This is a genomic window from Chitinophaga sp. Hz27 (genome assembly GCF_042263525.1).
In the GTDB taxonomy this organism is placed as follows: domain Bacteria; phylum Bacteroidota; class Bacteroidia; order Chitinophagales; family Chitinophagaceae; genus Chitinophaga.
Window position 1 is genome coordinate 542,931 of record NZ_JBHKFJ010000004.1, and the last position, 23,208, is coordinate 566,138.

Sequence of the window (23,208 nt, forward strand, 5' to 3'; positions counted from 1 at the left end):
AAGGTGTTGAGGAAGATGATCAACGGGTAATTTTTTAGAGAAGATAGCAATGCAAAAAGCAGAGAGAAAAAAACGTATCCGCTGAAACGCTGTGTTGACGCGTGTTTCGAAGGCAATAAAAAAAGTCTGACCGTGTAAACAATCAGACTTTTCTATTATGTGAATGGGTTAGTAAGTACAGGGAAACAAAATTCCCTACACAATATTAAAAAGAATTTCATGACAAAAGAAAAATTTTACAAAAAATTTTATTCACACCACTAAAATAATTGTGGATAACAACAGAATGAATCTTTCAAAACGTACATGAAGTTCCTTTTAGAAAATCATCATTGCACTTGTTGATTTACTACCTTTGTTCCACTTTTAACATTACTCTATAACACAGATCATATGAAGTTCGAAGCACCAGTTGCCGTAACGGAAATCGCATCAATGATAGGCGCAGAGCTGGTTGGCAACAGCCAGTTAATGGCCACCGGCATTAACGAAATACATAAAGTAACACCTGGAGATATCTCTTTTGTAGACTTTGAAAAATACTATTCTGCCAGCCTGAATTCTGCAGCAACCATCATCATCATCAACAAGAAAGTTGATTGTCCGGATGGTAAGGCCTTATTGGTTACCAACGATCCGTTCAGCGCCTACGTAAAACTGGTAAAACACTTCCGTCCTTTTGAACCGGCAACAAAGGCAATCAGCGATTCTGCACTGATTGGTGAAGGCACGATCATTCAACCTAATGTATTCATTGGCAATCATGTGCGCATTGGTCGTAACTGTATCATACATCCTAACGTAACCATCTATGACCATAGCGTTATAGGCGATAACGTTATTATTCAGGCAGGTACCATTATCGGTGCTGACGCTTTCTACTTCAAGAAAAGAGCAGACAGAGAAGTGATGTACGACAAACTGGAAAGTTGTGGCCGTGTTATCATTGAAGATGATGTTGAAATTGGTGCAGGTTGTACCATCGACAAAGGTGTAAGTGGAGATACCATCATCGGCAAAGGAACCAAATTCGATAACATGATCCATATTGGTCATGGCACCGTAGTAGGTAAAAACTGTCTCTTCGCTGCGCAAGTAGGTATCGGCGGTAAAGCCCTTATCGAAGACAACGTTATTCTCTGGGGTCAGGTAGGTGTTTCTAAAGACCTGGTGATTGGTAAAAACGCAGTAGTGCTTGCACAAAGCGGTGTTCCAAGCTCCCTTGAAGGCGGCAAAGTTTACTTCGGTTACCCTGCTGAAGAAGCACGCACCAAGAAAAAAGAACTGGCATGGATCAAACGTATCCCTGAGATCTGGGAAAAGGTGAAACATCTTTCCTAAGATCTACACAATACATTACTTTCGCAGAGGAGCAAACCATCTTGTAACAGATGTCTGCTCCTCTGCTTTTTTATTAACCGCTGATGTATTTTTATGAGATACTTCTTCGCAGCGCTGCTGCTGTTAACAACCCAAATTGCGCTCGCACAGCGTTTTCCTAAAGACAATCTGTACGACTCTGTTAACCAGTGGCATATCAAAATCGATGACGGATGGTTCACTGCCAAAACCATCATCTTTGGCGATTATTCCACCTCTTCCCGGAAAAACGGGGTAGATGAAAGCATCACCGGCGGCGCCATCAGCAGCCCTTTAAAACCTTTTAGTTTCACCCTTAGTGGCAAAGGCGCAAAAATCCCTGTACAAACCATGGAAGTCACACACATCGCCTTCCTGAATCGCGATTTGCCGGACTTTCTGGACAGAGCATCCGATAAAGCCACATTCTTCTATGCCCTGCTGAATGACTCGAAAAATGACCCCTTAAAACGCTGGGAATTGATATTAAAAACTTCTACCTACCTCGACCTGAATGAGGATAAGCTTTGTGGTATACTCAGAACAGAAGGGGAGAGTTTCAGGATATCAGCGAATAACCGGTTTGGTATTGCCAATTCTTATGAAAATATCTGTTATGTTTTCAGAGATGGGAAGAAAACCATTGCAGCCATTGTTCCGGGGAAGAATCCTCGTATCTGGATGAGAACCGACGTGGATGAAAGAACATCCAACGTCGTTGCTGCTGCGATGGCTGCGTTATTGCTGCGATGAGCGATATTCCACATATGCCTTGCCAGTTTCGGCAATAGTGGTAGCCAGTGGCCTGAAGGAAAATCCTGGTAAACTTTCCAGGATCTTGTCATTTGCATAGTATACTTTCAGCTGTGCGGTATGCGCCGTTTCCTTGGTAATAAGCGGCGACTTACCTCCAAACATATGCTTTAACTTCTCTACACGCCATACCACTCCTGTCATAAACGGTGTTGCCTCCTTTACTGGCGGCTTGCGGTTCATGGCCTCCGCCATAGTGGTAAACAGCTGCTTATACGACCAGTTTTCCGCATTCAGCACAAATCGTTCTTCTGTAATGGGACTATCCATCAGCAGCATCATGGCCTTTACTACATCTCTCACATCTACAAACCCATTGACACCGCCGGTATAATAAGGGAATTCTTTATAAACATTCTTGAAAAGCGCACTACTACCTTCGTCCCAATGGCCTGTTCCCAGAATAATAGAAGGATTGACAATAACTGCTGGCAAGCCTTCTGCAATACCTCTCCATACTTCCATTTCGCCGTCGAACTTACTAACGCTGTACTTAGAGTTATTTTTACTATTCTGCCATTCAGATTCTTCGTTGATCACATTCTCACCAACTTTAGCTCTGCCCAGTGCAGCCACTGAACTAACATGCACCAGCTTCTTAACGCCGGCATCCAAAGCCATGTTTACAACGTTTGCTGTACCTTCCACATTCACTTTCCGGAGATCATTATTTCCTGGCACAAAGGACACCACGCCTGCACAATGATATACCTGTTCAATGCCTACCATGACATCTTCCAGCGCACATACATCCAGGATGTCGGCCTTTACCCATTCTATTTTATGCTGAATATCCTGTAACCGCGCAGGAGGTTCTTTACGATACAATGCTCGTATAGGTTTTCCCGCTTCCACAAGTGAACGAATCAGATGACCACCTAAAAGTCCAGTACCACCGGTTACTAAAATCATGAGAAGAATGCTGTTTTACATTAGCAGGCCCAAAAATAGTCAGTTCTTTTGTATTTGAGCGCTGAGGCTTCATGCCCGCTATGATATAGGAGATTATTTTTCGTATCTATAGAACCCTAATCCTGATTTACGACCCAGTTTACCATCCTTCACCCGCTGTTCCTGCAGATGATTGGGTTTAAACCGTGGCGCGGAATTAAAGGCATCGTATAGCGACTGTGATACAGCCAGGTTAATATCATTCCCGATCAGGTCCATCAGGGCAAAAGGGCCCATTCTGAAGCCTGCACCTTCCATCAGTTGATCAATGGTGCTGAAATCGGCAATACCCTGTTCTGCAATTTTCATTGCTTCCAGGTAGTAATGACGGGCCACTCTGTTGACGATAAAGCCCGGTGAATCTTTTACTCTTACCGGGGTTTTACCCATTTGTTCCGCCAGGATATAAACAGATTCTGCTACTTCAGGAGCTGTTTGCTTACCTGAAATCACCTCTACCAGCTTCATGGCATGCGCAGGATTAAAGAAGTGCATACCTGCTACACGGGCAGGATTTACTTCAATAGCAGATGCGATGCGGGAAACAGAGAGAGAGGATGTATTAGTAGCGAAGATGGTATCCGGTGCATTAATCGTAGCCAGCTGATTGAAGAGAGTAGTTTTTGCTTCTACTTTTTCAATGATAGCTTCGATGATGACATCTGCTACACAATCTTCTACAGTGCTGGTAAAAGTTAAACGCTGCAGCGTTTCATCCCTGTTTTCAGGAGTCATTCTGTTCTTTTCAACAGCCAGGGCCAGGCTCTTTTCGATTTGAGCTTTGGCCCTGTCCAGCATCGCAGGAGCGATGTCAAATAAGATAGTAGTAAATCCGCTTGCGGCTGCAACTTGTGCTATGCCGGCACCCATTGTACCGGCGCCACATACAGCGATGGTTTTAGTCATATTGGAACTGCTTTATACAGTACCTTCAAACTGTTCTAGGAAACGTGTATCGTTTTCAGAGAACAAGCGAAGGTCTTTAATCTGATATTTGAGCATAGTAATACGTTCAACACCCATACCGAAAGCAAAGCCGGTGTATTTTTCCGGATCGATACCACAGTTGGCCAGTACTTTCGGATGTACCATTCCACAACCCAGGATCTCTACCCAACCGGTATGTTTACATACGGAACAACCAGTACCACCGCAGATGAAGCAGGAAATATCCATTTCCGCGCTAGGCTCTGTGAATGGGAAGTAAGATGGACGGAAACGAATGCCTGTATTCTCACCGAACATCTCCTTCACGAAATGGTAAAGGGTCTGTTTCAGGTCAGCGAAAGACACATTCTCGTCGATATACAGCCCTTCTACCTGGTGGAAGAAGCAGTGCGCACGTGCAGATATCGTTTCGTTTCTGTACACACGACCCGGGCTGATAATACGAATAGGCAGTTTACCTTCTTCCATCACGCGTACCTGGGAAGAAGAAGTTTGGGTTCTTAATAACCAGTCTGGATTTTTGCTGATAAAGAAAGTATCCTGCATATCGCGTGCAGGGTGATTTTCCGGCAGGTTCAACGCAGTGAAGTTATGCCAGTCATCTTCGATTTCAGGACCTTCGGCAATGGTAAATCCTAATCTTTCGAAGATATGTATGATTTTATTGCGCACCAGACTGATAGGGTGACGTGTACCCAGTCTGTGAGGTGCTGCAGGTAATGTGAAGTCTGTATCGTCCTGTGTTCCGCCTTCGGCTTCTTTCAGGTTGCTAAATTGCTCATAGTGTGATTCAGCCAGCTGCTTAAAATCGTTCAGGATCTGACCGAATTCTTTCTTACGGTCGTTAGGTACCTGCTTCATTTCCCCAAACAGGGCTTTCACGATACCTTTTGTACCCAGGAATTTTATGCGGTATTGTTCCAGATCCGCTGCTGTTGAAGGCACGTAGGCCAAGATTTCCTCTTTGTAGGCTGCTATTTGCTGTACTAACTGTTCCATAAACAACAAAGATAAGTGTTTAGTACATCTTCCGCAAAGTGATAAAAACAGGGCAAAAGTTGTATATTTTCAACCGCAAATCTGTATATGTCTATTTTATTCCTGATCGCTACCGCTGTTGCACTGGTGTTACTGGTATTATTCCTGCGTGGACAAAAATCCCTGCAGGCCACACAAGCACGCCTTTCCGCCGCCGAGCGCCGCGTAGCCTTCCTGGAAACCGAAACTAGCCTGCTACGCAAACAGCTGGCAAATATGAAACTTACCACCCTCAAATCACAGATAAATCCCCATTTCGTCTTTAATTGCCTCAATGGCATACACAGTGCCATCATTACCGGCGAAACAGATCGCGCCAAAGAATACGTCTCTGGCTTTGCCAGACTATTACGCATGGTATTAATGCACGCAGGCTCCAACCTACTCTCGCTGAAAGAAGAAATGGATATGCTGGAATATTATCTGAAACTTGAAAGACTCCGCACCAGTGAGGCTTTTAACTACACAGTAGAAGTAGATCCTGCCATCAGCCCAACTGCCATTCGGCTTCCAGGTATGCTAATACAACCTTTCCTGGAAAATGCCATCTGGCACGGACTAATGGCAAAAGAGGGAGATAAACAGTTGTATATCCGTTGGATACAGTTGCAGGAAAATACAATTTTATGTGAAGTAGAAGATAACGGTATTGGCAGAAACCTCGCCGCGCTCCGCTGCAATATCGACCTGAAATCAGGCGTTCCACACCAGTCTAAAGGAATGGAAATATGCCTCGAAAGAATAGAGCTCTATCGCTCCACTTTTAACTCCAGCTGCCGCATAGATATAGAAGACCTGCTCAACGAACACGAAGCACCAATAGGTACCCGGGTAAAAATAATTTTTGAAGTAAACACTGAGATGGAAGCAGCGATACCCGCTGCATAAAGTTAAAAGATCAGCTTATACCCAACACCACGGATGTTTACAATCTGTACTCTGCTATCATCTTTTAGGTAGCGACGCAACTTTGTGATAAATACATCCATGCTACGGGCATTAAAAAAGTTATCATCTCCCCATAAATCCAGCAAAACAGTTTTTCGCTCCATTACTTCGTTTTTATTATCATACAAACGACGCAGAATTTCTGCTTCCCTATGTGACAAAAACTCTGTAGAGCTATTACGGGTAAGGGTTTGCTTGGCATAGTTAAACATATACTGACCAATAGCCACCGCACCTTCTTCCAGGTTACGTACCGGCTGATCATCGAAGCGTTTCAGCAAAGCCTTGATACGTACGATCAGCTCGTCCATGGAAAATGGTTTCTTCAGATAATCATTTCCCCCCAGCTCAAAACCTCTGACCACGTCTGCAGTCTGTGATTTAGCTGTCAGGAAGATGATCGGTGTATATTTATCCTGCTTGCGGATCTCTGCTGTAACCGTGAAGCCATCCATATTCGGCATCATAATATCCAGCACTACAACGTCAGGATGCTCCGTTTGAAACAGGTGTAATCCTTCTTTTCCATCGGCAGCATACAACATGGTAAATCCACGCATTTCCAGACTGTCTTTCACAATCTGTCCTAACTGCCATTCGTCTTCTATCAGTAATACTTTAGCCATAATTGAGATAATAGGTTATTTTTTGGAAGATATAGAACCAGGGATTATAATCGTAAACTCGCTACCCTTATCCTGCTCGCTATGCACATTGATGGTACCTCCGTGCATTTCCACGATCCGCTTCACATAGCTAAGTCCAAGCCCGAAACCCTTTACGTTATGTAAGTTACCAGTAGGTACCCGGAAGAATTTATCAAAGATATCATCCTGGTAGCTGCGAGGAATACCAATGCCATTATCTTTCACTTTTATGATCAGCATGTCATTGTCTGCAGATACCTGAATATAGATGTTTGTCGTATCTCCGGAGTATTTTATCGCGTTGTCTATCAGGTTATTGATTGCATTGGCGATATGTGTTTTATCTACCAGAACAGTTTCGTTTTTGAGATTGTTGTCGAACCTTATCTGTAAAGGTTTAGTCGCCTTCAGCTGATGAGTGGAAAGAATGGTATCAATTACTTCTGTCAGGTCTGTTTCTTCTCTGAACAGTTCGATTTCTTCTTTTTCTTCCGCAGCAATATGCAGTACTTTCTCCACCAAATCGGAGAGACGTTGCAGCTCTTGCTTGGAGATATCCAGATAAGTTTGTGTTTTACGCTGGTCGCTCAGTGCATTGAAATTCTGTAAAGCTTCAACAGCTGCAGACACAGTAGCAATCGGTGTTTTCAGCTCATGCGTCATGTTGTTGATGAAATCATTTTTCACCTCCGACAGTTTTTTCTGCTTAAGGATGGTGCGCAGCATGTAAATAAAACACATGGTAGTGAGTACCAGCAGCAGGAGAGAGCTAATGAGCGTCCACAGCATCTTTTGGATGATAAACTGCAGCGGCGATTCAAATACTGCCTGCACAAAGAGGTTGGTACCAGGATTAAAAGGTATTTTCCTTGTCTGGTTAGGTTCTCTTTTACGGATACTATCCCGGAAACTTTCTCTTTCAAAGCCATTGAAGCTCATATGAAAAGTATCCAGTTTGTATTTTGTAATGATTTGTCGGCTATTAAGTTCTGATTTGAAGGTAGAATCCAGTTTTACTAAAGCCGCACTATCATTATATTTGTTGGTAATAAGATATTCAGAAATCTGACGGGCCAGGGTATCTGCGTATATACGTGCAGGTGAGTCGTTAGGAAATGGCTCTGGAGGGAAGGGAGGCCTTCTTCTCTCACCATCGTGTTCGTGTGGTGTTCTAAAAGTAGGACCATGTTTTCCGTCTCTGGGCATACCTATTTCTTCCAGCTGGATAGCATAACCTTTCATATTCATCTTGATAGAATCACGGTCTTTGCTATAATATCGTATATATCTACGTACGTCAGAATATTGCTGGTTAAAAACGGCATTACGCAAAGCGTCGTTGATTTCTTTGTTGAACTGTTCTTCCCTGATACGATAGGAATTATAGAGCCAGTAAGCCTGGAACAGAAAAATTCCAAGTATACAAATGCTCATCAGGGTAAGAATATTTCGGATACGTTGACGCATAAACAAGATTGATCTTCAACAAAACTATCTAATCCGCTGGGAAAGCGATAAAATCCTTAACAATAATTAACAGTAAATAAAGCTTTTTAACGCAAAGTCCCACGACGAATAGCGTTTTTTGCATATAAAACAACCATTTTATGAACCTGATTTCCCGGCTGATGTTGGCAGCAGCATTACTGCCAGTTTCTTCCACCCTATTTGCACAACAATCCGGGGTGATTGATTACGAAGTAACACAACGAGTAGATCGCGAGCGCATGGCTCGTTTTTCCGGAGGAGAAAATGCCCCTGATATCCCCGATGTTATTACCCTGGAGCAACATTTCACTTTTAACAATGGTGTGGGAAAATTAACAACCGATCGTCCTGATTTTGCCAATGGCGGCGGCTTCGGCAGCAGGAGAGGAGGCCAGGGCGGTGGCGACTCCACTCGTCAGGGCAGAGGCTTCGGCGGCAATGGTGGCGGATTTAGAGGTGGTATGAATGGCGGCGGACAGTTCGTTGACCTGGAACATAAAAAATATCAACAAATCTTCTCTACCCAGGGAGATGATAAGAAGACGTACTATACAGAAGAAGATTATATAGCAGCTGCAGATGCGCAAACCAGCGACAAGACTAAGAAAATTGCCGGCTTCACTTGTAAAAAGGCCACAGTAAAGATCAAAGACGATACTTACACCGTGTGGTACACTACAGACCTGCCTTTCAGCTATTCACCTATCAATGGTCTGTTGCCTGGTGGCAATGGTGTTGTACTGTCTGCTGAAAGTAGCAATCGATCTTTCACTGCACAGAAGGTAAGTTTGAAGCCTGTAACAGAAACAGATTTAGCAATACCAACAGATGCACAGAAAGTAAGCCAGGAGCAATTCAGAGAGATCAGAAGAACAGAAATGGAAAAATTACGTAAGCGGCAACCGCAAATGTAAAAAACCTACCTAACTTACTTCTTTCTGCTACTACATCCGAATTATGAAGAGAATTATGCAAATCCTGTTGATGCTGTGCCTTGGAGTGTTTCACGCCCAGGCTCAGTCCTCACAGGGGAAAATCAAAGGACAACTAACCGACCAGACAACCAAAGAAGCTCTCCCCGCTGCAACTGTAGTTTTATTACATTCCAAAGACTCCTCCGTAGCTAATACTGCCATCAGTGATAATAAAGGAAACTTTGAAATCAGTGGCATTGCGGACGGCTCTTACAGAATTTACCTCAGCTTTATGGGGTATAAAGCCGTATATAAACCAGTTACCATTAACGCAGACAATAGGACGATCAACCTCGGAAACCTCATGATGGAACACAAAGGCGTAGACCTCGCCGGTGTTGAAATTGTTCAGGAAAAACCACCAATCGTTGTAAAAAAAGATACGCTGGAATTTAATGCTGATGCATTCAAAACCCGCGAAAACAGTGTTGTTGAAGACCTTCTTAAAAAACTCCCTGGTGTTGTTGTTGACAAAGACGGTGGCATCACCGCGCAGGGCCAAACAGTTAATAAAGTACTGGTAAATGGTAAACCATTTTTTGGAAGTGATCCTAAAATGGCCACCAGAAACCTTCCTGCAAATATTATTGACAAGGTACAATTGATAGATAAAAAATCTGATCAGGCCGAATTTACACAGATTGATGATGGCCAGACAGAAAAAGCGATCAATATCGTTATCAAAAAAGATAAGAACAAAGGGCTCTTCGGGCGTGGTACCGCAGGCTATGGTACTGATGACAGATATGGCGTGAGCTTTAATTTAAATCGCTTTAATGATGACCAAAAAATCTCTCTGGTAGGTAACGCCAATAACGTTAACAACCTCGGTTTCTCGGCACAAAACCAAATGAGTTTTGGTCGTGGCGGCGGTGGTGGTGGCGGTGGTCGCCGTGGCGGTTTCTCTGGAGGTGGTGCTACAACTGTTAGTCCTGGTATTACTACCAGTTCAATGGCGGGTATCAACTTTATGCAAACCTTTAATAAGAAGCTTGATTTTAGTGGTAGTTATTTGTTTAATGACAACAAAGTCAATATTTTACAAAATACTACTCAACAAAATATTCAGGCAAACTATTCTAACTATCAGTATACTAATTCAGCATCTAGCACCGATAACTTGAACCATCGCGTGAATATGCGCTTTGAATACCAGTTGGATTCACTGCATTCATTCATATTCACACCTACTTATACACTCACCAACGGTAATAGTAACTCCGTCAACGCCTATACGACGCTTGGCAACAACAAAAACGACACTATCAACCGTGGTATTACCTATAATGATGGTCATGGCAACTCTGCCAGTTATGGTGGTTCCCTCTTATTCCGCAAACGCTTCAATAAAAAAGGCCGCTCATTGAGCTTGAACCTGACGTATAATAACAACACTAATAATCAGATTGGTACTGTTATTTCCAACACCATGTTCCTGAATGATAACATTAGAAAAGATTCTTCCTATAACCAGGAAAACACTACCGATAGCTACAGTAAAACGCTTGGCGCAAACCTTACTTATTCAGAGCCTCTCTCCAAAGACAGGTACCTGGAAGTAAACTATGGCATCAACAAATACCATAGCTACAGTGAGCGTTATACCTACGATTACGATAGTTCCAAGATGGGTTATACTAAAAGGAATGATTCGCTGAGCAACATCTTTACTAATAATACCATCAATCAACAAGCAGGTCTCGCCATCAGAACGGTGAAGCTGAAATATGATTATGCAATTGGTCTGAATGTATTATTTAATAGTCTTGATAACAGTACATTCGCCTATAGAACGCTGAAAGATAGTTTGATCACACAACGTACAGTGAATTTCTCGCCTAATGCGAATTTCAATTATACGTTCTCTAAAAACAAACGACTTCGCATTAACTATAATGGTAACACCTCGCAGCCGACTATCCAGCAATTGCAACCAGTGCCAGACAATAGTGATGCATTGTATGTTCAACAGGGGAATCCAAATCTGAAACCCGCATTCAATAACACGATTACTGTTAACTACAACACGTTTAACATAAACACCTTTAGAGGAGCATTCCTGATGCTCACCAGTAATTTTGGTAGCAACAAAATCATCAATGCCATCAATTACGATTCGACCACTGGTAAAACGATTACCATGCCTGTAAACGTAAATGGTTATTATAGCTTCAGTGGCATGATGCATAATTCAATTCCACTGTCTAAAACACCAGGACAGAACCTGAATACCGCTACCAACATTTCGTATAGCCGTGACGTTTCTATCAACAATGCGTTGAAAAATTTCAATAACACGATTATACTCGGACAAAGCGCCAACGTGAGCTTCATGCTGAAAGAGTGGCTGGACTTATCCGCTGGCGCAAATATTTCGTATAATATTACCCGTTATTCCGTTACCAAATCTTCCAACGGTAATTATGTAAATTATGGTGTTAACGGCGATGTAAACGTTACACTCCCACATGGTTTCATGATTGGTTCAGATATCAATTATACTATGAACGCAGGATTGTCTAACGGTAATAACCTGACATCTACCTTATGGAATGCGAATGTTGCTAAATATGTATTCGCAAAGAAACAGGGACTGATTAAGTTCCAGGCGTTTGATCTGTTGCATCAGTATGCAGCAGTATCCAGAACAGTAACTGACAACTATATTAAAGACTCCCGCTCAAATGTGCTGCAGCAGTACTTTATGCTAAGCTTTACCTACTTCCTGAATCGTTTTGGAGGTCAGAGCCAGAACTCTAACCGCGATAAAATGCAAAGGGATATGGATAGAAACATGCGTATGTACCAGAATGGTGGTGGCCGCGGCGGCGGTGGTGGTTACAGAGGTTTCTAATTATAAGATCACTATAGGCGAACAGGCTGTCTCGAGAAGTTGAGGCAGCCTGTTTTGTTTATAAGTAATTGATTATTAGCAAGTAATTATTCGATAAAATAAATTTATAAATAGAAACCTTTAGCTTTGCGCAAAATGTAACCCTTTACCTATGAGTAAGTTTAAGCAAATCGCTGTGGCATGTTGTCTGTTCGTTTTTACAGCATGTAACAAAGAGTCTATTCCAGCGGATTATACCGAAACACCCGTATCAACCATTCCTACAAAACAAATCAATGCCGGAGTTCAGGGCATTGTGCTGGATGAAAAAAATCAGCCGGTATCCGGCGCCGCAGTGAGCTGTGGCAACGGTTCTGCCATCACTGATCAAAATGGTGTTTTTCTGATTTCAAAAGCTGATATGAAAGAAGCTGCAGCAGTGGCTTTCGTGAAAAAAGACGGCTACTTTAATGGGTTCAGAACATTTAAAGTAAGTGGCGCAGGAAAAATTCAGTTTGTACAAATTCAGCTGCTTCCCAAAAAATCGGCCGGCACATTTGATGCAAACAAGGGTGGTACTATCACTGCTTCTAACGCACAATTTACCTTTACTGCCAACCAGGTCTTAAATGCGAGTAACCAGCCCTATGCTGGTAAAGCCACTTTGATTTATGCACCGATTAATCCGGAAGATGTAAACTTTGCCAGTCAGCTTCCAGGTGATCTCCGCGCTGTCAATAGCAACAATGAGGAAGTAGGTTTAAAATCCTATGGCATGATGGCGTTAGAACTGCAGGGAGAAAACGGTGAAAAGCTTCACCTCGACGGAAAGCAGGATGTCAACTTCAAAATGACGATCCCTGCTGGCTTACAGGCATCTGCACCCGCAACTATTCCTTTATGGCATTTTGATGAAACCGATGGTTTATGGAAAGAAGAAGGAAAAGCAACTAAATCCGGAAATAGTTATGTAGGCACAGTAAAACATTTTTCTTTCTGGAATTGTGATGCTCAGTTCTCTATGGTTAATTTCCAGGCCACTTTCCAGGATGTCAACGGAGGGTCATTAGGTAACATGAGCGTCTATATTACACGCCCTGATGGTAGCAGCGCATATGCCACAACGGATATAGCAGGAGCAGTAAAAGGATTCGTGCCTTCTAATGAACCATTGACTATAACCTTTTATGATAAGTGTAAAGATGTTGTTTATACTTCCAAGATAGGGCCTTTTACAAAAGATATTGACCTCGGTACCGTTGCCGTTACTTTATCAACAGCTAATATTCTTTTCATTAAAGGTCAGCTCACAGCTTGTGACGACAAGCCGATAGCCAATGGCGTTGTAACCTTAAAACTAGAAGGACTTACCTATCTGGCCAATTTACAAAATGGAACATATCAGGTCTCCATTCTACGTTGTAATAACAATGAAGAAGAGGTAACGATTACAGGTACTGACCTGGATGCAAGTAAAGCAGCTACGACAACTATACTTGCTTCGTCTGGTGTAGTTATCCGTAACCTTCAGGCCTGTGATCAGGTTCAGTTTGGATCGTTTTCATTAATCTTAGGAAATAAAACCTATACCTATAATAGCATTGCCGATTCAATGGTAATGTTTGACACACCCCCATATTATACTTTCTCTATCGACAGAAAAACAGGCAGACAATCGGTATACTGGATAATGGATAATATTGGTATTGGCTCACATACCCCAAGCATTTTGAGTATAGGCATCGATAATGTTTATTATTCTAATCCTAATGTGCAGGTGAGTATTACGCAGACGGCTAATAAAGGAGACTATATTATTGGAAGCCTGAATGGTACAATTACGCAACCCGCTGATTCAAGCTCAGGGATACCTGCCCAACAGGTACCTATTTCCGGGTCATTTAAAATATTACGGCAATAACTAATTTTTTTTGAAACTAAAAAGTGCTGGTCTTTATTGAATAGAGACCAGCACTTTTTACTTTCAAATGTTTTGTACCGGTGAAACCATACGCTTTGAATGAGGTGCCGTAATTCTTCTGATCGCCCAGGCAATCGTGAATGTAGGGATGAAATCCGTTCCGGGGAACAGCTCTTCCATCAGGTTAAAAACACTACCAAAAGACCCCAGGGGACCACCAAAAAGGCGGTAAAAAATAAAGGCAGATACAGGTGCCCAAACAATGTCGCTAACTTCACCTAAAACCGGGATGGCATAGCTGGCACAGCCCAGAAGATCCATTACAATGCAGATCCATAAGTTGGGAGTATATTTTTTATCCATGTCAACCTCCGCTTTTTCTTTTTCTCTTACTTAAACAAATAACCGACCAAAATGAAAAAATGTTCTCTACAAAGGTACATCAAAGGATAAAATTCAGGTTTCAGTAAGATTTTCTGTCACTGCAATTGCAGTGCTATTGCAATTCAAATCTATTTCTGTTAACTTGAACCGTATTTTAAACACTTATTATGCCTCAGAAAAACTCACGCCGCGATATGATAAAGAAAGTTGCTACCATGGCTGTGGCTTCTACCGCCATATCTTCCCTGGCTAATCGAGTATCTGCCCTCGAAAACGTTATGGAAGAAAAACTAAAAGGAAAAATTAACCATTCCGTTTGCTCCTGGTGCTATCCAATTCCATTGGATGATCTCTGCAAAGCCGCTAAGAAAATAGGGATTACCTCTATTGACCTCGTAGATCCGAAGGATTTCGATATCCTGAAGAAAAATGATCTTTATTGCGCCATGGTGGCCAGTAATGGTCCTGATTGGGGTATCACCAAAGGTTTCAACAATCCGGCCCACCATGAGAAACTAGAGGCATATTTCAAACAATACATCGACGCGACTGCCAAAGCAGGCTTCAAAAACCTGATCTGTTTCTCTGGAAACCGTAACGGAATGGACGCTCAGCAAGGTATCGAAAACTGCACCACTGGACTGAAACGCATTCTCAGCTATGCTGAAAAGAAAAACGTTACCCTAGTAATGGAATTACTCAACAGTAAAGTGGATCACCACGATTACCAGTGTGATCACACCAACTGGGGAGTAGAACTCTGTAAATCAGTAGGTTCTGAGAACTTTAAATTACTGTACGATATCTACCATATGCAAATTATGGAAGGAGACGTGATCCGTACCCTAAAAGATAATCACCAGTATATTGCGCATTATCATACCGGCGGCGTTCCTGGCAGAAACGAAATCGATGAAACACAGGAACTCTATTATCCTGCTATCATGAAAGCTATCTATGAAACCGGCTTTACCGGTTACGTAGCACAGGAATTTATCCCTAAACACACGGATAAACTGGCCTCCCTGAAAACTGCCGTTCATATCTGCGATATTTCCTAATCATCATCTTCCTAAATATCAATTACATCCGTTCGAACATACTGTACGAACGGATGTTTTATTTTGTTTGTTAATACCTCAACCTTACCTTTGCCGCCATTAGTCCACAAAAACAGTAGGATAATATAAATGAAGCAATATTATAAAAAGCCGCTTTCCTGGCTTCTCCAGGAATCTACTGATGAAGGAGAACATTCCTTAAAGCGCACCCTTAATGGGTTTCAACTGGTAATGCTAGGTTTGGGTATTATCATCGGCGCCGGCCTATTTTCGCTGACAGGACTTGCAGCAGCCAATCACGCCGGCCCGGCAGTGACGTTATCATTTATAGTAGCAGCGGTAGGTTGCGCCTTTGCTGGACTCTGTTATGCTGAATTTGCATCCATGATACCCGTTGCTGGCAGCGCTTATACCTATGCATATACCACTATGGGTGAGCTATTTGCCTGGATCATCGGCTGGGATCTGGTACTGGAATTCTCTGTGGGTGCGGCAACGGTAGCAATCAGCTGGTCTAATTATCTCGTAAAATTTCTTGCCAATTACAACATATACCTGCCAGAACGTTGGCTGCATTCACCTTTCGAATCCTTCACGGCACAAAGCGGCGCGCAAATCAGTGGTATACTCAATCTGCCGGCAGCACTGGTAGTCGTATTAATGTCGCTGATATTGATCAGAGGCACTAAAGGTTCTGCCATCTGGAATGCTGTAGTAGTATCCTTGAAAGTAGGCGTGGTATTAGTATTTATTGCCCTTGGCTGGAAGTACATCCAACCCGCGAATCTCACGCCATATATACCACCTAATACTGGCAAGTTCGGTGAATTTGGCATCTCAGGTATTTTCCGCGGCGCCGGTATTGTATTCTTCGTATTCTTAGGTTTTGATATCATCAGCACCGCGGCACAGGAAACTAAAAATCCCCGTAAAAACATGCCTATTGGCATTTTGGGATCACTTGCCATTTGTACTGTCTTGTTTATTTTGTTTGCACACGTAATGACAGGCTTAGCGCCATATACCGCATTTAAAGATAGCGGCGCTCCTGTAGCCATTGCGATTGCAAATACGCCATATCATTGGCTGGGACAAGCAATTCTCCTGGCTATCATCGTCGGCTATACGTCGGTAATTCTGGTGGATTTATTGGGACAATCACGCGTATTCTATGCGATGTCCAGAGATGGATTATTGCCTAAGATATTTTCGGATATCCATCCCCGTTACCGTACACCATGGAAATCAAATATTCTGTTTTGTGTCTTTATAGGTTTGTTTGCTGCATTTGTGCCATTAAGAGTAGTGGGAGAGATGACCAGCATAGGTACTTTATTAGCGTTTGTAATTGTTTGCGCCGGCGTATGGATTATGCGTTATACCATGCCTGACGCACCACGCGCCTTCCGCACGCCATGGGTGCCTGTTGTACCTATACTTGGCATTGTTTCCTGCCTGACCATGATGGTCTCATTGCCGCTGGATACCTGGTTACGACTGATTATCTGGATGGCGATTGGTATGGTAATCTATTTTGGTTATGGTAAGAAGAATAGCCGTGTACGCGCTTCCACTGCTGCAAAGCAACTATAGTACTAGTGGTGCCAATCCTCGCGCAGAATGCCCATTATGACCATGTCCACAAACTGGCCATGTAGTTTGGCGCTATCGCGCAGAATGCCTTCCTTGGAAAAACCAAGTCTGATAGGGATTTTGCCGCTCTTTTCATTTTGAAGCACGAATCTTATCTCGATTTTATTCAGATTAAGTTTAGTGAAAGCGAAGCTGATAAGCGCTTTACTGGCTGCAGTAGCAATGCCTTTGCCTTGGAATTCAGTACCCAGCCAATAGCCGATTTCAGCCTTCTGTAACTGGTGTTCCCAATTATGCAGATCAATGACACCACAGAATTTATTTTCATACCAGATGCCTAAAGCAACGGCTTCCTGTTCCTCTGTTTTGCGTGTCATCAACTGAATGAAACGAAGCGAATGTTCTTCATTTGTATTATAATCGACCCAGGGGAGAAATTTGCGAAGACTTTTTCGGGAGATGTCCAGCTGATGATATACGAATGGTGCATCCTGTGGTTGCAGTTGTCTTAAGTACAATTTATCATTAACTGGAATCTCTATCATAGCAGGAATAAAAGCAATAAACATACAAAAAAGCGGGAACACATTAAAATGTTCCCGCTTTTTCATTAAAAATGATTGCTTATCTGTTGGCCAGCAACTGTTGTTTGGCCATGTCCTTTACTACCTGTTGTGCATAAAGCACCGCCATTCTTTCGGTAGTAGGAGGATCGAAAGATTTAGACTGAACAGAATAAGTCAGCTGACCACTCTGTAAGTCGTAGAGGTTACCTTCCCATTGGTATTTGGTATTAACGGTAAAGTATCCAGGAGAATACATCCTGCCGTACCACATAGAATAGTAAGGCCAGAAACCGTAGTATCCATAAGGATATGGATTACCATACATGGTGCCTGGAACGTATTGTCTTTCTCTTCCTTTATCTACCATTACTATTGTTAATACCTGGTTAGCGCCACTGCTTTTTAACATGTTCACTACCTGTTTTTCGCCCATATTAGTAAATCCATCCGGACCATATTCCTGCAATGCAGAAACAGCATTATATCCTTTCTTCCTGAACTCAGCAACAGTGTAGTTTTCCATCTGGCTACGTAATGTGCGGTCTCGTTGAGGAACCAGCGCAATTACCATCACCTTTTGATCTCTTTGCAGTTGAGGAGCACTATTAGCTCTCCATGAAGAAGTAACCTTTGTGCTTGTACATGCCGTCGTTGCAAGAATTGCCAGTGCGGCTACCATTAAACCCAGCTTTTTCATATTCCCTCCTTGATTTTTGTTCGTATTTGTTAGACGTAGAAAGACAGGAATTGTAACATTTGAGAGACTGTTTTAACAATATTTTTAGACTTGTTAATGAACTGTAAATGAATAAATTAGAATCTGATTAAAGAAAATAAAAAAGCAGGATTTCCGTTATGGAAATCCTGCTTTTAATATCAGCAAAAAATATGTTTGTTAGTAGTTGATTACCTGCTCTTCGATGGTTGCTGGCAGTTCTCTGAATTGATACAGCTGTGTGCGAAGCTGTGGTTCAAAACCTGCTTCGCGGATAGCTTCCTGCATAGAGCGGTAAGTGAAGCGATGTGGTGCACCTGCAGCGCTTACTACATTTTCTTCAATCATGATAGATCCGAAGTCGTTTGCACCAGCGTGTAAGCATATCTGTGCTACCTGCTTACCTACAGTCAGCCAGGAGGCCTGGATATTTTTGATATTAGGCAGCATGATACGGCTCATTGCAATCATGCGGATATATTCTTCAGAAGATGTCATGTTATGTACACCGCGGATACGCGCCAACAGGGTATCTACATCCTGGAAGGTCCAAGGAATGAAGGCAGTGAAACCATAGTGACCTTCTGGTTTTTCACTTTGTACCTGACGAATGTCTACCAGGTGTTCAAAGCGTTCCAGCACGGTTTCTACGTGACCAAACATCATGGTAGCCGAAGAGGCGATATTCAGTTTATGAGCGGCACGCATTACATCCAACCACTCTTGTGCACCACATTTACCTTTAGAGATCAGGCGGCGAACACGATCATTGAGGATTTCAGCACCAGCACCTGGAAGACTGTCCATACCTGCTTCCTGCAGGGCTTTCAGTACTTCAATATGGGTGCTTTTTTCCAGTTTGGTGATATGTGCAACCTCAGGGGGGCCGAGGGTGTGTAAACGAAGGTTAGGGTAAAGCTGTTTGAGTTGTTTGAACAGGTCCACATAAAAGCTAAGGCCCAGTTCTGGGTGGTGACCACCTTGCAGTAACAGCTGATCGCCGCCATACTTCAGTGTTTCTTCTATCTTGCGTTTATATTCCTCGATATCGGTAATATACGCTTCCGGATGCCCCGGGATACGATAGAAGTTACAAAACTTACAATTGGCAGTACATACGTTGGTCGTATTCACATTCCTGTCTATCTGCCAGGTAACCTTGCCATGGGGCACCTGCTGCTTACGCAGCTCATTGGCAATCTGCATCAGCTCTGCCAGTGGTGCATTTTCAAATAAGAATACTCCTTCTTCTGCAGTCAGAAATTCAAATTGTTGCGCCTTTTTGTATAAATCCTGTAGTTCCATTTTGCTTTCCTTAAAAGTTGACGGCTAAACGGAAACAAAGGTAGTGTAATTGGATATATTTAAGTGATGAATAAGTTAATTCCCGGATATCGTTCTTTCTTAATAAAAATATTTCATACGAACCGTTTTAAATGTTAAATTTATAGCAATACGATACCCGTTATTTATCCCCAACATGTTAAAACCGTTTCTGTTACGCATTTTGCTGATATTAGGAACAGCCTTTACTTGCCAGCATGCCACTGCAACCACGTTCAATGCTGACGATCTACGCCTCCTATTGCCTCCTGGCGACAGCAGTTCCCGCAATGCCACACTCATTACCCGCTTCAAGTTCAAACAATATTACGGCGGAGTGGTTGTCATCCAGGCACAGCTAAAAGGATATCCAGATACCTTACAATTCATCCTTGATACCGGAAGCGCAGGCATTTCGCTGGATACAGCTACCTGCGTGCATCTTGGCCTAAAGCCTATCCCTACTGATAAAACGGTAAAAGGACTTGCCGGCACCAAACAGGTGTCTTTTGTAATGGACCAATCCCTGTTACTACCTAATCTGGAGGTGGACAGCCTTGATTTTCACGTCAATGACTATGAGCTGATAAGCCAGGTATATGGGCTACAGATAGATGGCATTATCGGCTATGGACTACTAAGCCGGTACATTGTTACCGTTGATTATGACACCGAAGAAATTGGCATCTATACGCAAGGAAAGTATAACTATCCACGTGGAGGCCAATTATTGAAACCTTCGCTCACACAGATCCCACTGCTCGCCTCCCCTGTAAAAAACGGCAAATGCAATACCAGCAACCGTTTTTACTTCGACACCGGCGCCGGTATGTGTTTACTCCTATCTAATCAATTTGTAAATGACAGCTGTGTCTTTTCTGATAAAAAAAGGAGAAAGAAAATGATACAAACCGAAGCCCAGGGCCTCGGCGGAAGAATGAGCATGACACTTACTACCATCTCTGAATTTCGTGTAGGTAACTTTGCTTTCAGAAATGTACCTACCTATCTTTTCGATGATATCTACAACGTAACTTCCTATCCATATCTGGGTGGTATGATTGGCAATGACCTATTACGCAGGTTCAATCTAACGCTTAACTACGGTACTAAAGAGATTTACCTGCTTCCTAATACCCATTACAGAGATATTTTTGACTACTCCTATACAGGGCTGATAATCTATCTCATTGATGGGCAGGTGGAGGTAACCGATGTTATTAAAGGCTCTCCGGCAGAAAAAGCAGGATTCAAAAAGGGAGATATCATTATCTCTGTCAATAACAATATGGGAGCAAACCTTCCACTGTTCAGGGAATTACTTAAGAACATAGGCTCCAGGGCTGATATTATCATCAAGCGTGATAATGACCTGGCACTAAAAAAATTGCCAATAAAAAGTATTCTTTAACGTTATTTGTGGCATGTGGCGACTTATAGGGATTTTAGTATTAGCCGCTGCCTGTCAGACTGTTAGCGCACAGCGAAAGACCACAGCGGAAACCAAGAGTTTAAAAGTAGCAGGAACAATTCCATTTACCCTGGTCAACAACCAGGTGGTTATTCCTGTTACAGTGTCTGGTAGTAATGATACCTTACACTTTGTATTCGATAGTGGGGCAGAGGTAACGGTAATGAATATACGCACTGCCGAAAAACTGAAATTGAATAGTAACAGGCAAGCCTTCATGAGTGGTATGAACAATGCCATGGTACAAGTTCCGGTAGTAACAATCAATGCACTATATATAAAGGAATTGCGAATGCCTTTCCTGACGGCCTACCTGGAAGACTTACAACAGATGGGTAGTGACGGAATAGCGGTAGATGGCATTATTGGCGTAGCTTTGATGAAAGCTTATATTGTCAAAATAGATTATAAAAATAAGCAGCTGACATTTTATCAAAATGGCAACACCCCGGTCAACACCGCCGGACAGCTGCTGCACTTTCAGCTAAATTATACAACCCCGGTTGTGGATGCTACCATTAAGTTACCCAATGGTACCACACTGCTTGGACATTACCATGTGATTACCGGCGGCGACTATGGCATACTTTTTAACTGGCCATATGTGGAAAAATATAAATTGAATACCACACTGTCTACCGTCAATACTGATAAAATACAGGACATGGTTAAAGTGCTGTATTATATCAACAGTAAAGTTCCACAATTGCAAATGGCAGGGAAGATAATGAACAATATCCCTGTCAGCTATTGTAAAGATGTGGACGACGTAGGTGCTTTTATTGAAATGTCCGGCGCTTTGGGGTATGATGTATGGAAACATTATATACTCACCATCAATTACGCCAAGCAGGAACTATTTATTGAATAGGTAGTAGTACGGTTACCTATCAGGAATTATCTTTACTTTGTATACACAACTATCAATTGGCTTATGATTCATTATAATAAATTTACTTTATCGAACGGACTGCGTGTCATTGTGCATGAGGACCATACCACTCCTATGGCTGTTCTGAATGTGCTGTACGATGTAGGAGCAAGGGATGAAAACCCTGAACAAACGGGCTTTGCCCACTTATTCGAACACCTGATGTTTGGCGGATCTATCAATATTCCAGAATATGATGAACCATTACAAATGGCTGGTGGTGAAAACAATGCTTATACTACCAGTGATCTGACCAACTACTATATTTCTTTACCTGCAGAGAATATTGAGACCGCTTTCTGGCTGGAAAGCGACCGTATGCTGTCCCTGGCTTTTACAGAGAAAAGCCTGGATGTGCAACGCAAAGTAGTATCCGAAGAATTTAAAGAACATTATATCAATAAACCTTACGGTGATGTGTGGCATAAAATGCGCGAGCTGGCTTATTCTACACATCCATATCGTTGGATGACCATTGGTAAGGAGCTGTCGCATATTGAGAATGCCAAACTGGAAGATGTAAAAGCCTTTTTCTTTAAACATTATTGCCCTGTCAATGCGATTGTTGCAGTAGCAGGAAATATTACTACAGAACAAGCCAAAGCGCTTGCGGAGAAATGGTTTGGCGATATTCCTTCCGGTGAAAAATATGTTAGAATCCTTCCGGTGGAACCTCCACAACAGGAAGCACATAAGCTGGAAATAAAAGCGAATGTACCACTGGATGCGTTGTATAAAACTTATCATATCCAGCCTCGTTCAGACAAACGATATTATGCCGCAGATCTGATCAGCGATATCCTTGGTGGTGGTGGATCCTCCCGCTTAAACCAGGTACTGGTGAAAGAGAAAAAGCTTTTCAGCAATATTGATTGTTATCATTTCGGTACGCTGGATGCCGGCTTATTAAGCATAGAAGGCAAGCTGGTAAAAGGTGTGAAGATGAAAGATGCTGAGAAAGCAGTACTCATTGAACTGGAAAAAATCCAGCAGGAAATCATTCCTGAAAGAGAACTTCAAAAGGTGAAGAACCGTATTGAAAGCATGCTGGCATTTGAAGATATGAGTTTGCTCAACAGAGCAAATAATCTTGCTTTTTATGAATTGCTGGGAGATGCTTCCATGATGAACAAGGAATTTGCAAATTATGAAGCGGTAACAACTGAAGATCTTCATCGCGAAGCGCAGATGATCTTCAACGAAAATAACTCCAATACTATTTACTACTACGCCGAAAACTAATA

At 42.5% G+C, this 23,208-nt stretch carries 20 protein-coding genes; 11 read left to right on the forward strand and 9 right to left on the reverse strand.

The genetic code is table 11. From position 1 onward, the window contains the following. Positions 1-393 precede the first annotated feature (393 nt). Together ACE38W_RS11765 and ACE38W_RS11770 are read left to right on the forward strand one after the other, a co-directional pair. Positions 394-1,341, forward strand: a complete 948-nt coding sequence (locus ACE38W_RS11765; protein ID WP_375831058.1) for a UDP-3-O-(3-hydroxymyristoyl)glucosamine N-acyltransferase — start codon at positions 394-396, stop codon at positions 1,339-1,341. A 93-nt stretch (positions 1,342-1,434) separates the two neighbouring features. Continuing rightward, a complete protein-coding gene (locus ACE38W_RS11770; RefSeq protein WP_375831059.1) occupies positions 1,435-2,112 on the forward strand; it encodes a hypothetical protein in 678 nt (225 codons plus the stop codon). Here ACE38W_RS11770 and ACE38W_RS11775 read toward each other — a convergent pair. From ACE38W_RS11775 to pheS, 3 genes are all read right to left on the reverse strand, one after another. Then, complete coding sequence (locus ACE38W_RS11775) at positions 2,098-3,084, reverse strand: NAD-dependent epimerase/dehydratase family protein (protein ID WP_375831061.1); 987 nt, start codon at positions 3,082-3,084, stop codon at positions 2,098-2,100. The two genes, ACE38W_RS11770 and ACE38W_RS11775, sit on opposite strands and share 15 nt — an antisense overlap. Before the next feature lie 93 nt (positions 3,085-3,177). Next, positions 3,178-4,029, reverse strand: a complete 852-nt coding sequence (locus ACE38W_RS11780) for a 3-hydroxyacyl-CoA dehydrogenase NAD-binding domain-containing protein (protein WP_375831062.1) — start codon at positions 4,027-4,029, stop codon at positions 3,178-3,180. Positions 4,030-4,041: 12 nt separating this feature from the next. Continuing rightward, positions 4,042-5,070 (reverse strand): phenylalanine--tRNA ligase subunit alpha, encoded by a 1,029-nt coding sequence (gene pheS / locus ACE38W_RS11785; RefSeq protein ID WP_375831064.1) that lies wholly within the window; start codon positions 5,068-5,070, stop codon positions 4,042-4,044. Positions 5,071-5,157: 87 nt separating this feature from the next. On the opposite strand from pheS, the gene ACE38W_RS11790 reads away from it, so the two are divergent. Next, on the forward strand, positions 5,158-5,997 hold the full coding sequence (locus tag ACE38W_RS11790) for a sensor histidine kinase (protein ID WP_375831066.1): 840 nt from the start codon (positions 5,158-5,160) through the stop codon (positions 5,995-5,997). A 2-nt stretch (positions 5,998-5,999) separates the two neighbouring features. Here ACE38W_RS11790 and ACE38W_RS11795 read toward each other — a convergent pair whose 3' ends face one another. Beyond that, a complete protein-coding gene (locus ACE38W_RS11795; RefSeq protein WP_375831067.1) occupies positions 6,000-6,683 on the reverse strand; it encodes a response regulator transcription factor in 684 nt (227 codons plus the stop codon). Positions 6,684-6,698: 15 nt separating this feature from the next. Continuing rightward, positions 6,699-8,171: a sensor histidine kinase gene (locus tag ACE38W_RS11800; protein WP_375831069.1), complete on the reverse strand. Its 1,473-nt coding sequence runs from the start codon at positions 8,169-8,171 to the stop codon at positions 6,699-6,701. Between the two features lie 140 nt (positions 8,172-8,311). Between ACE38W_RS11800 and ACE38W_RS11805 the strand changes: the two genes are divergently transcribed. From ACE38W_RS11805 to ACE38W_RS11815, 3 genes are all read left to right on the forward strand, one after another. Further along, positions 8,312-9,106: a GLPGLI family protein gene (locus tag ACE38W_RS11805; RefSeq protein ID WP_375831070.1), complete on the forward strand. Its 795-nt coding sequence runs from the start codon at positions 8,312-8,314 to the stop codon at positions 9,104-9,106. 43 nt (positions 9,107-9,149) lie between these two features. Further along, on the forward strand, positions 9,150-12,020 hold the full coding sequence (locus ACE38W_RS11810; RefSeq protein ID WP_375831071.1) for a TonB-dependent receptor: 2,871 nt from the start codon (positions 9,150-9,152) through the stop codon (positions 12,018-12,020). Between the two features lie 151 nt (positions 12,021-12,171). Then, positions 12,172-13,920 carry a hypothetical protein gene (locus tag ACE38W_RS11815; protein ID WP_375831073.1) on the forward strand — a complete coding sequence of 583 codons (1,749 nt, stop codon included), beginning with the start codon at positions 12,172-12,174 and terminating at the stop codon, positions 13,918-13,920. A 63-nt stretch (positions 13,921-13,983) separates the two neighbouring features. Here the strand turns inward: ACE38W_RS11815 and ACE38W_RS11820 are convergent, their stop codons facing one another. Further along, positions 13,984-14,283 carry a hypothetical protein gene (locus tag ACE38W_RS11820; protein WP_375831075.1) on the reverse strand — a complete coding sequence of 100 codons (300 nt, stop codon included), beginning with the start codon at positions 14,281-14,283 and terminating at the stop codon, positions 13,984-13,986. 215 nt (positions 14,284-14,498) lie between these two features. On the opposite strand from ACE38W_RS11820, the gene ACE38W_RS11825 reads away from it, so the two are divergent. Both ACE38W_RS11825 and ACE38W_RS11830 read left to right on the forward strand, forming a co-directional pair. Continuing rightward, entirely contained in the window at positions 14,499-15,365 is an 867-nt protein-coding gene (locus ACE38W_RS11825) for a hydroxypyruvate isomerase family protein (protein WP_375831076.1), read from the forward strand. A gap of 129 nt (positions 15,366-15,494) precedes the next feature. Next, the gene (locus ACE38W_RS11830) at positions 15,495-16,958 is read left to right on the forward strand and encodes an amino acid permease (protein WP_375831079.1); all 1,464 of its coding nucleotides are present in this window, start codon (positions 15,495-15,497) and stop codon (positions 16,956-16,958) included. 2 nt (positions 16,959-16,960) lie between these two features. Here ACE38W_RS11830 and ACE38W_RS11835 read toward each other — a convergent pair whose 3' ends face one another. The 3 genes from ACE38W_RS11835 to mqnC all read right to left on the reverse strand — a co-directional run bounded on the left by ACE38W_RS11835 (position 16,961) and on the right by mqnC (position 19,544). Continuing rightward, positions 16,961-17,569: a GNAT family N-acetyltransferase gene (locus ACE38W_RS11835; RefSeq protein ID WP_375831080.1), complete on the reverse strand. Its 609-nt coding sequence runs from the start codon at positions 17,567-17,569 to the stop codon at positions 16,961-16,963. A 13-nt stretch (positions 17,570-17,582) separates the two neighbouring features. Next, a complete protein-coding gene (locus ACE38W_RS11840; protein ID WP_375831082.1) occupies positions 17,583-18,221 on the reverse strand; it encodes a hypothetical protein in 639 nt (212 codons plus the stop codon). A gap of 198 nt (positions 18,222-18,419) precedes the next feature. After that, positions 18,420-19,544: a cyclic dehypoxanthinyl futalosine synthase gene (gene mqnC / locus ACE38W_RS11845; RefSeq protein WP_375831084.1), complete on the reverse strand. Its 1,125-nt coding sequence runs from the start codon at positions 19,542-19,544 to the stop codon at positions 18,420-18,422. A 175-nt stretch (positions 19,545-19,719) separates the two neighbouring features. On the opposite strand from mqnC, the gene ACE38W_RS11850 reads away from it, so the two are divergent. The 3 genes from ACE38W_RS11850 (at position 19,720) to ACE38W_RS11860 (ending at position 23,206) form a co-directional block, all read left to right on the forward strand. Then, positions 19,720-20,973, forward strand: coding sequence for an aspartyl protease family protein (locus ACE38W_RS11850; protein ID WP_375831086.1), 1,254 nt, complete (start codon positions 19,720-19,722; stop codon positions 20,971-20,973). Between the two features lie 13 nt (positions 20,974-20,986). Beyond that, positions 20,987-21,904 carry an aspartyl protease family protein gene (locus ACE38W_RS11855; RefSeq protein ID WP_375831088.1) on the forward strand — a complete coding sequence of 306 codons (918 nt, stop codon included), beginning with the start codon at positions 20,987-20,989 and terminating at the stop codon, positions 21,902-21,904. 63 nt (positions 21,905-21,967) lie between these two features. Beyond that, on the forward strand, positions 21,968-23,206 hold the full coding sequence (locus ACE38W_RS11860) for a M16 family metallopeptidase (protein ID WP_375831089.1): 1,239 nt from the start codon (positions 21,968-21,970) through the stop codon (positions 23,204-23,206). Positions 23,207-23,208 lie beyond the last annotated feature (2 nt).

Bases quoted from the DNA above. Each gene is read 5' to 3' on its own strand.
- ACE38W_RS11805 (WP_375831070.1), top strand. From the start codon at position 8,312: ATGAACCTGATTTCCCGGCTGATGTTGGCAGCAGCATTACTGCCAGTT.
- ACE38W_RS11770 (WP_375831059.1), top strand. From the start codon at position 1,435: ATGAGATACTTCTTCGCAGCGCTGCTGCTGTTAACAACCCAAATTGCG.
- ACE38W_RS11790 (WP_375831066.1), top strand. From the start codon at position 5,158: ATGTCTATTTTATTCCTGATCGCTACCGCTGTTGCACTGGTGTTACTG.
- ACE38W_RS11780 (WP_375831062.1), bottom strand. From the start codon at position 4,029: ATGACTAAAACCATCGCTGTATGTGGCGCCGGTACAATGGGTGCCGGC.
- pheS (WP_375831064.1), bottom strand. From the start codon at position 5,070: ATGGAACAGTTAGTACAGCAAATAGCAGCCTACAAAGAGGAAATCTTG.
- ACE38W_RS11850 (WP_375831086.1), top strand. From the start codon at position 19,720: ATGTTAAAACCGTTTCTGTTACGCATTTTGCTGATATTAGGAACAGCC.
- ACE38W_RS11855 (WP_375831088.1), top strand. From the start codon at position 20,987: ATGTGGCGACTTATAGGGATTTTAGTATTAGCCGCTGCCTGTCAGACT.
- ACE38W_RS11815 (WP_375831073.1), top strand. From the start codon at position 12,172: ATGAGTAAGTTTAAGCAAATCGCTGTGGCATGTTGTCTGTTCGTTTTT.
- ACE38W_RS11860 (WP_375831089.1), top strand. From the start codon at position 21,968: ATGATTCATTATAATAAATTTACTTTATCGAACGGACTGCGTGTCATT.
- ACE38W_RS11830 (WP_375831079.1), top strand. From the start codon at position 15,495: ATGAAGCAATATTATAAAAAGCCGCTTTCCTGGCTTCTCCAGGAATCT.
- ACE38W_RS11840 (WP_375831082.1), bottom strand. From the start codon at position 18,221: ATGAAAAAGCTGGGTTTAATGGTAGCCGCACTGGCAATTCTTGCAACG.
- ACE38W_RS11765 (WP_375831058.1), top strand. From the start codon at position 394: ATGAAGTTCGAAGCACCAGTTGCCGTAACGGAAATCGCATCAATGATA.
- ACE38W_RS11800 (WP_375831069.1), bottom strand. From the start codon at position 8,171: ATGCGTCAACGTATCCGAAATATTCTTACCCTGATGAGCATTTGTATA.
- ACE38W_RS11810 (WP_375831071.1), top strand. From the start codon at position 9,150: ATGAAGAGAATTATGCAAATCCTGTTGATGCTGTGCCTTGGAGTGTTT.
- mqnC (WP_375831084.1), bottom strand. From the start codon at position 19,544: ATGGAACTACAGGATTTATACAAAAAGGCGCAACAATTTGAATTTCTG.
- ACE38W_RS11775 (WP_375831061.1), bottom strand. From the start codon at position 3,084: ATGATTTTAGTAACCGGTGGTACTGGACTTTTAGGTGGTCATCTGATT.
- ACE38W_RS11825 (WP_375831076.1), top strand. From the start codon at position 14,499: ATGATAAAGAAAGTTGCTACCATGGCTGTGGCTTCTACCGCCATATCT.
- ACE38W_RS11835 (WP_375831080.1), bottom strand. From the start codon at position 17,569: ATGAAAAAGCGGGAACATTTTAATGTGTTCCCGCTTTTTTGTATGTTT.
- ACE38W_RS11795 (WP_375831067.1), bottom strand. From the start codon at position 6,683: ATGGCTAAAGTATTACTGATAGAAGACGAATGGCAGTTAGGACAGATT.
- ACE38W_RS11820 (WP_375831075.1), bottom strand. From the start codon at position 14,283: ATGGATAAAAAATATACTCCCAACTTATGGATCTGCATTGTAATGGAT.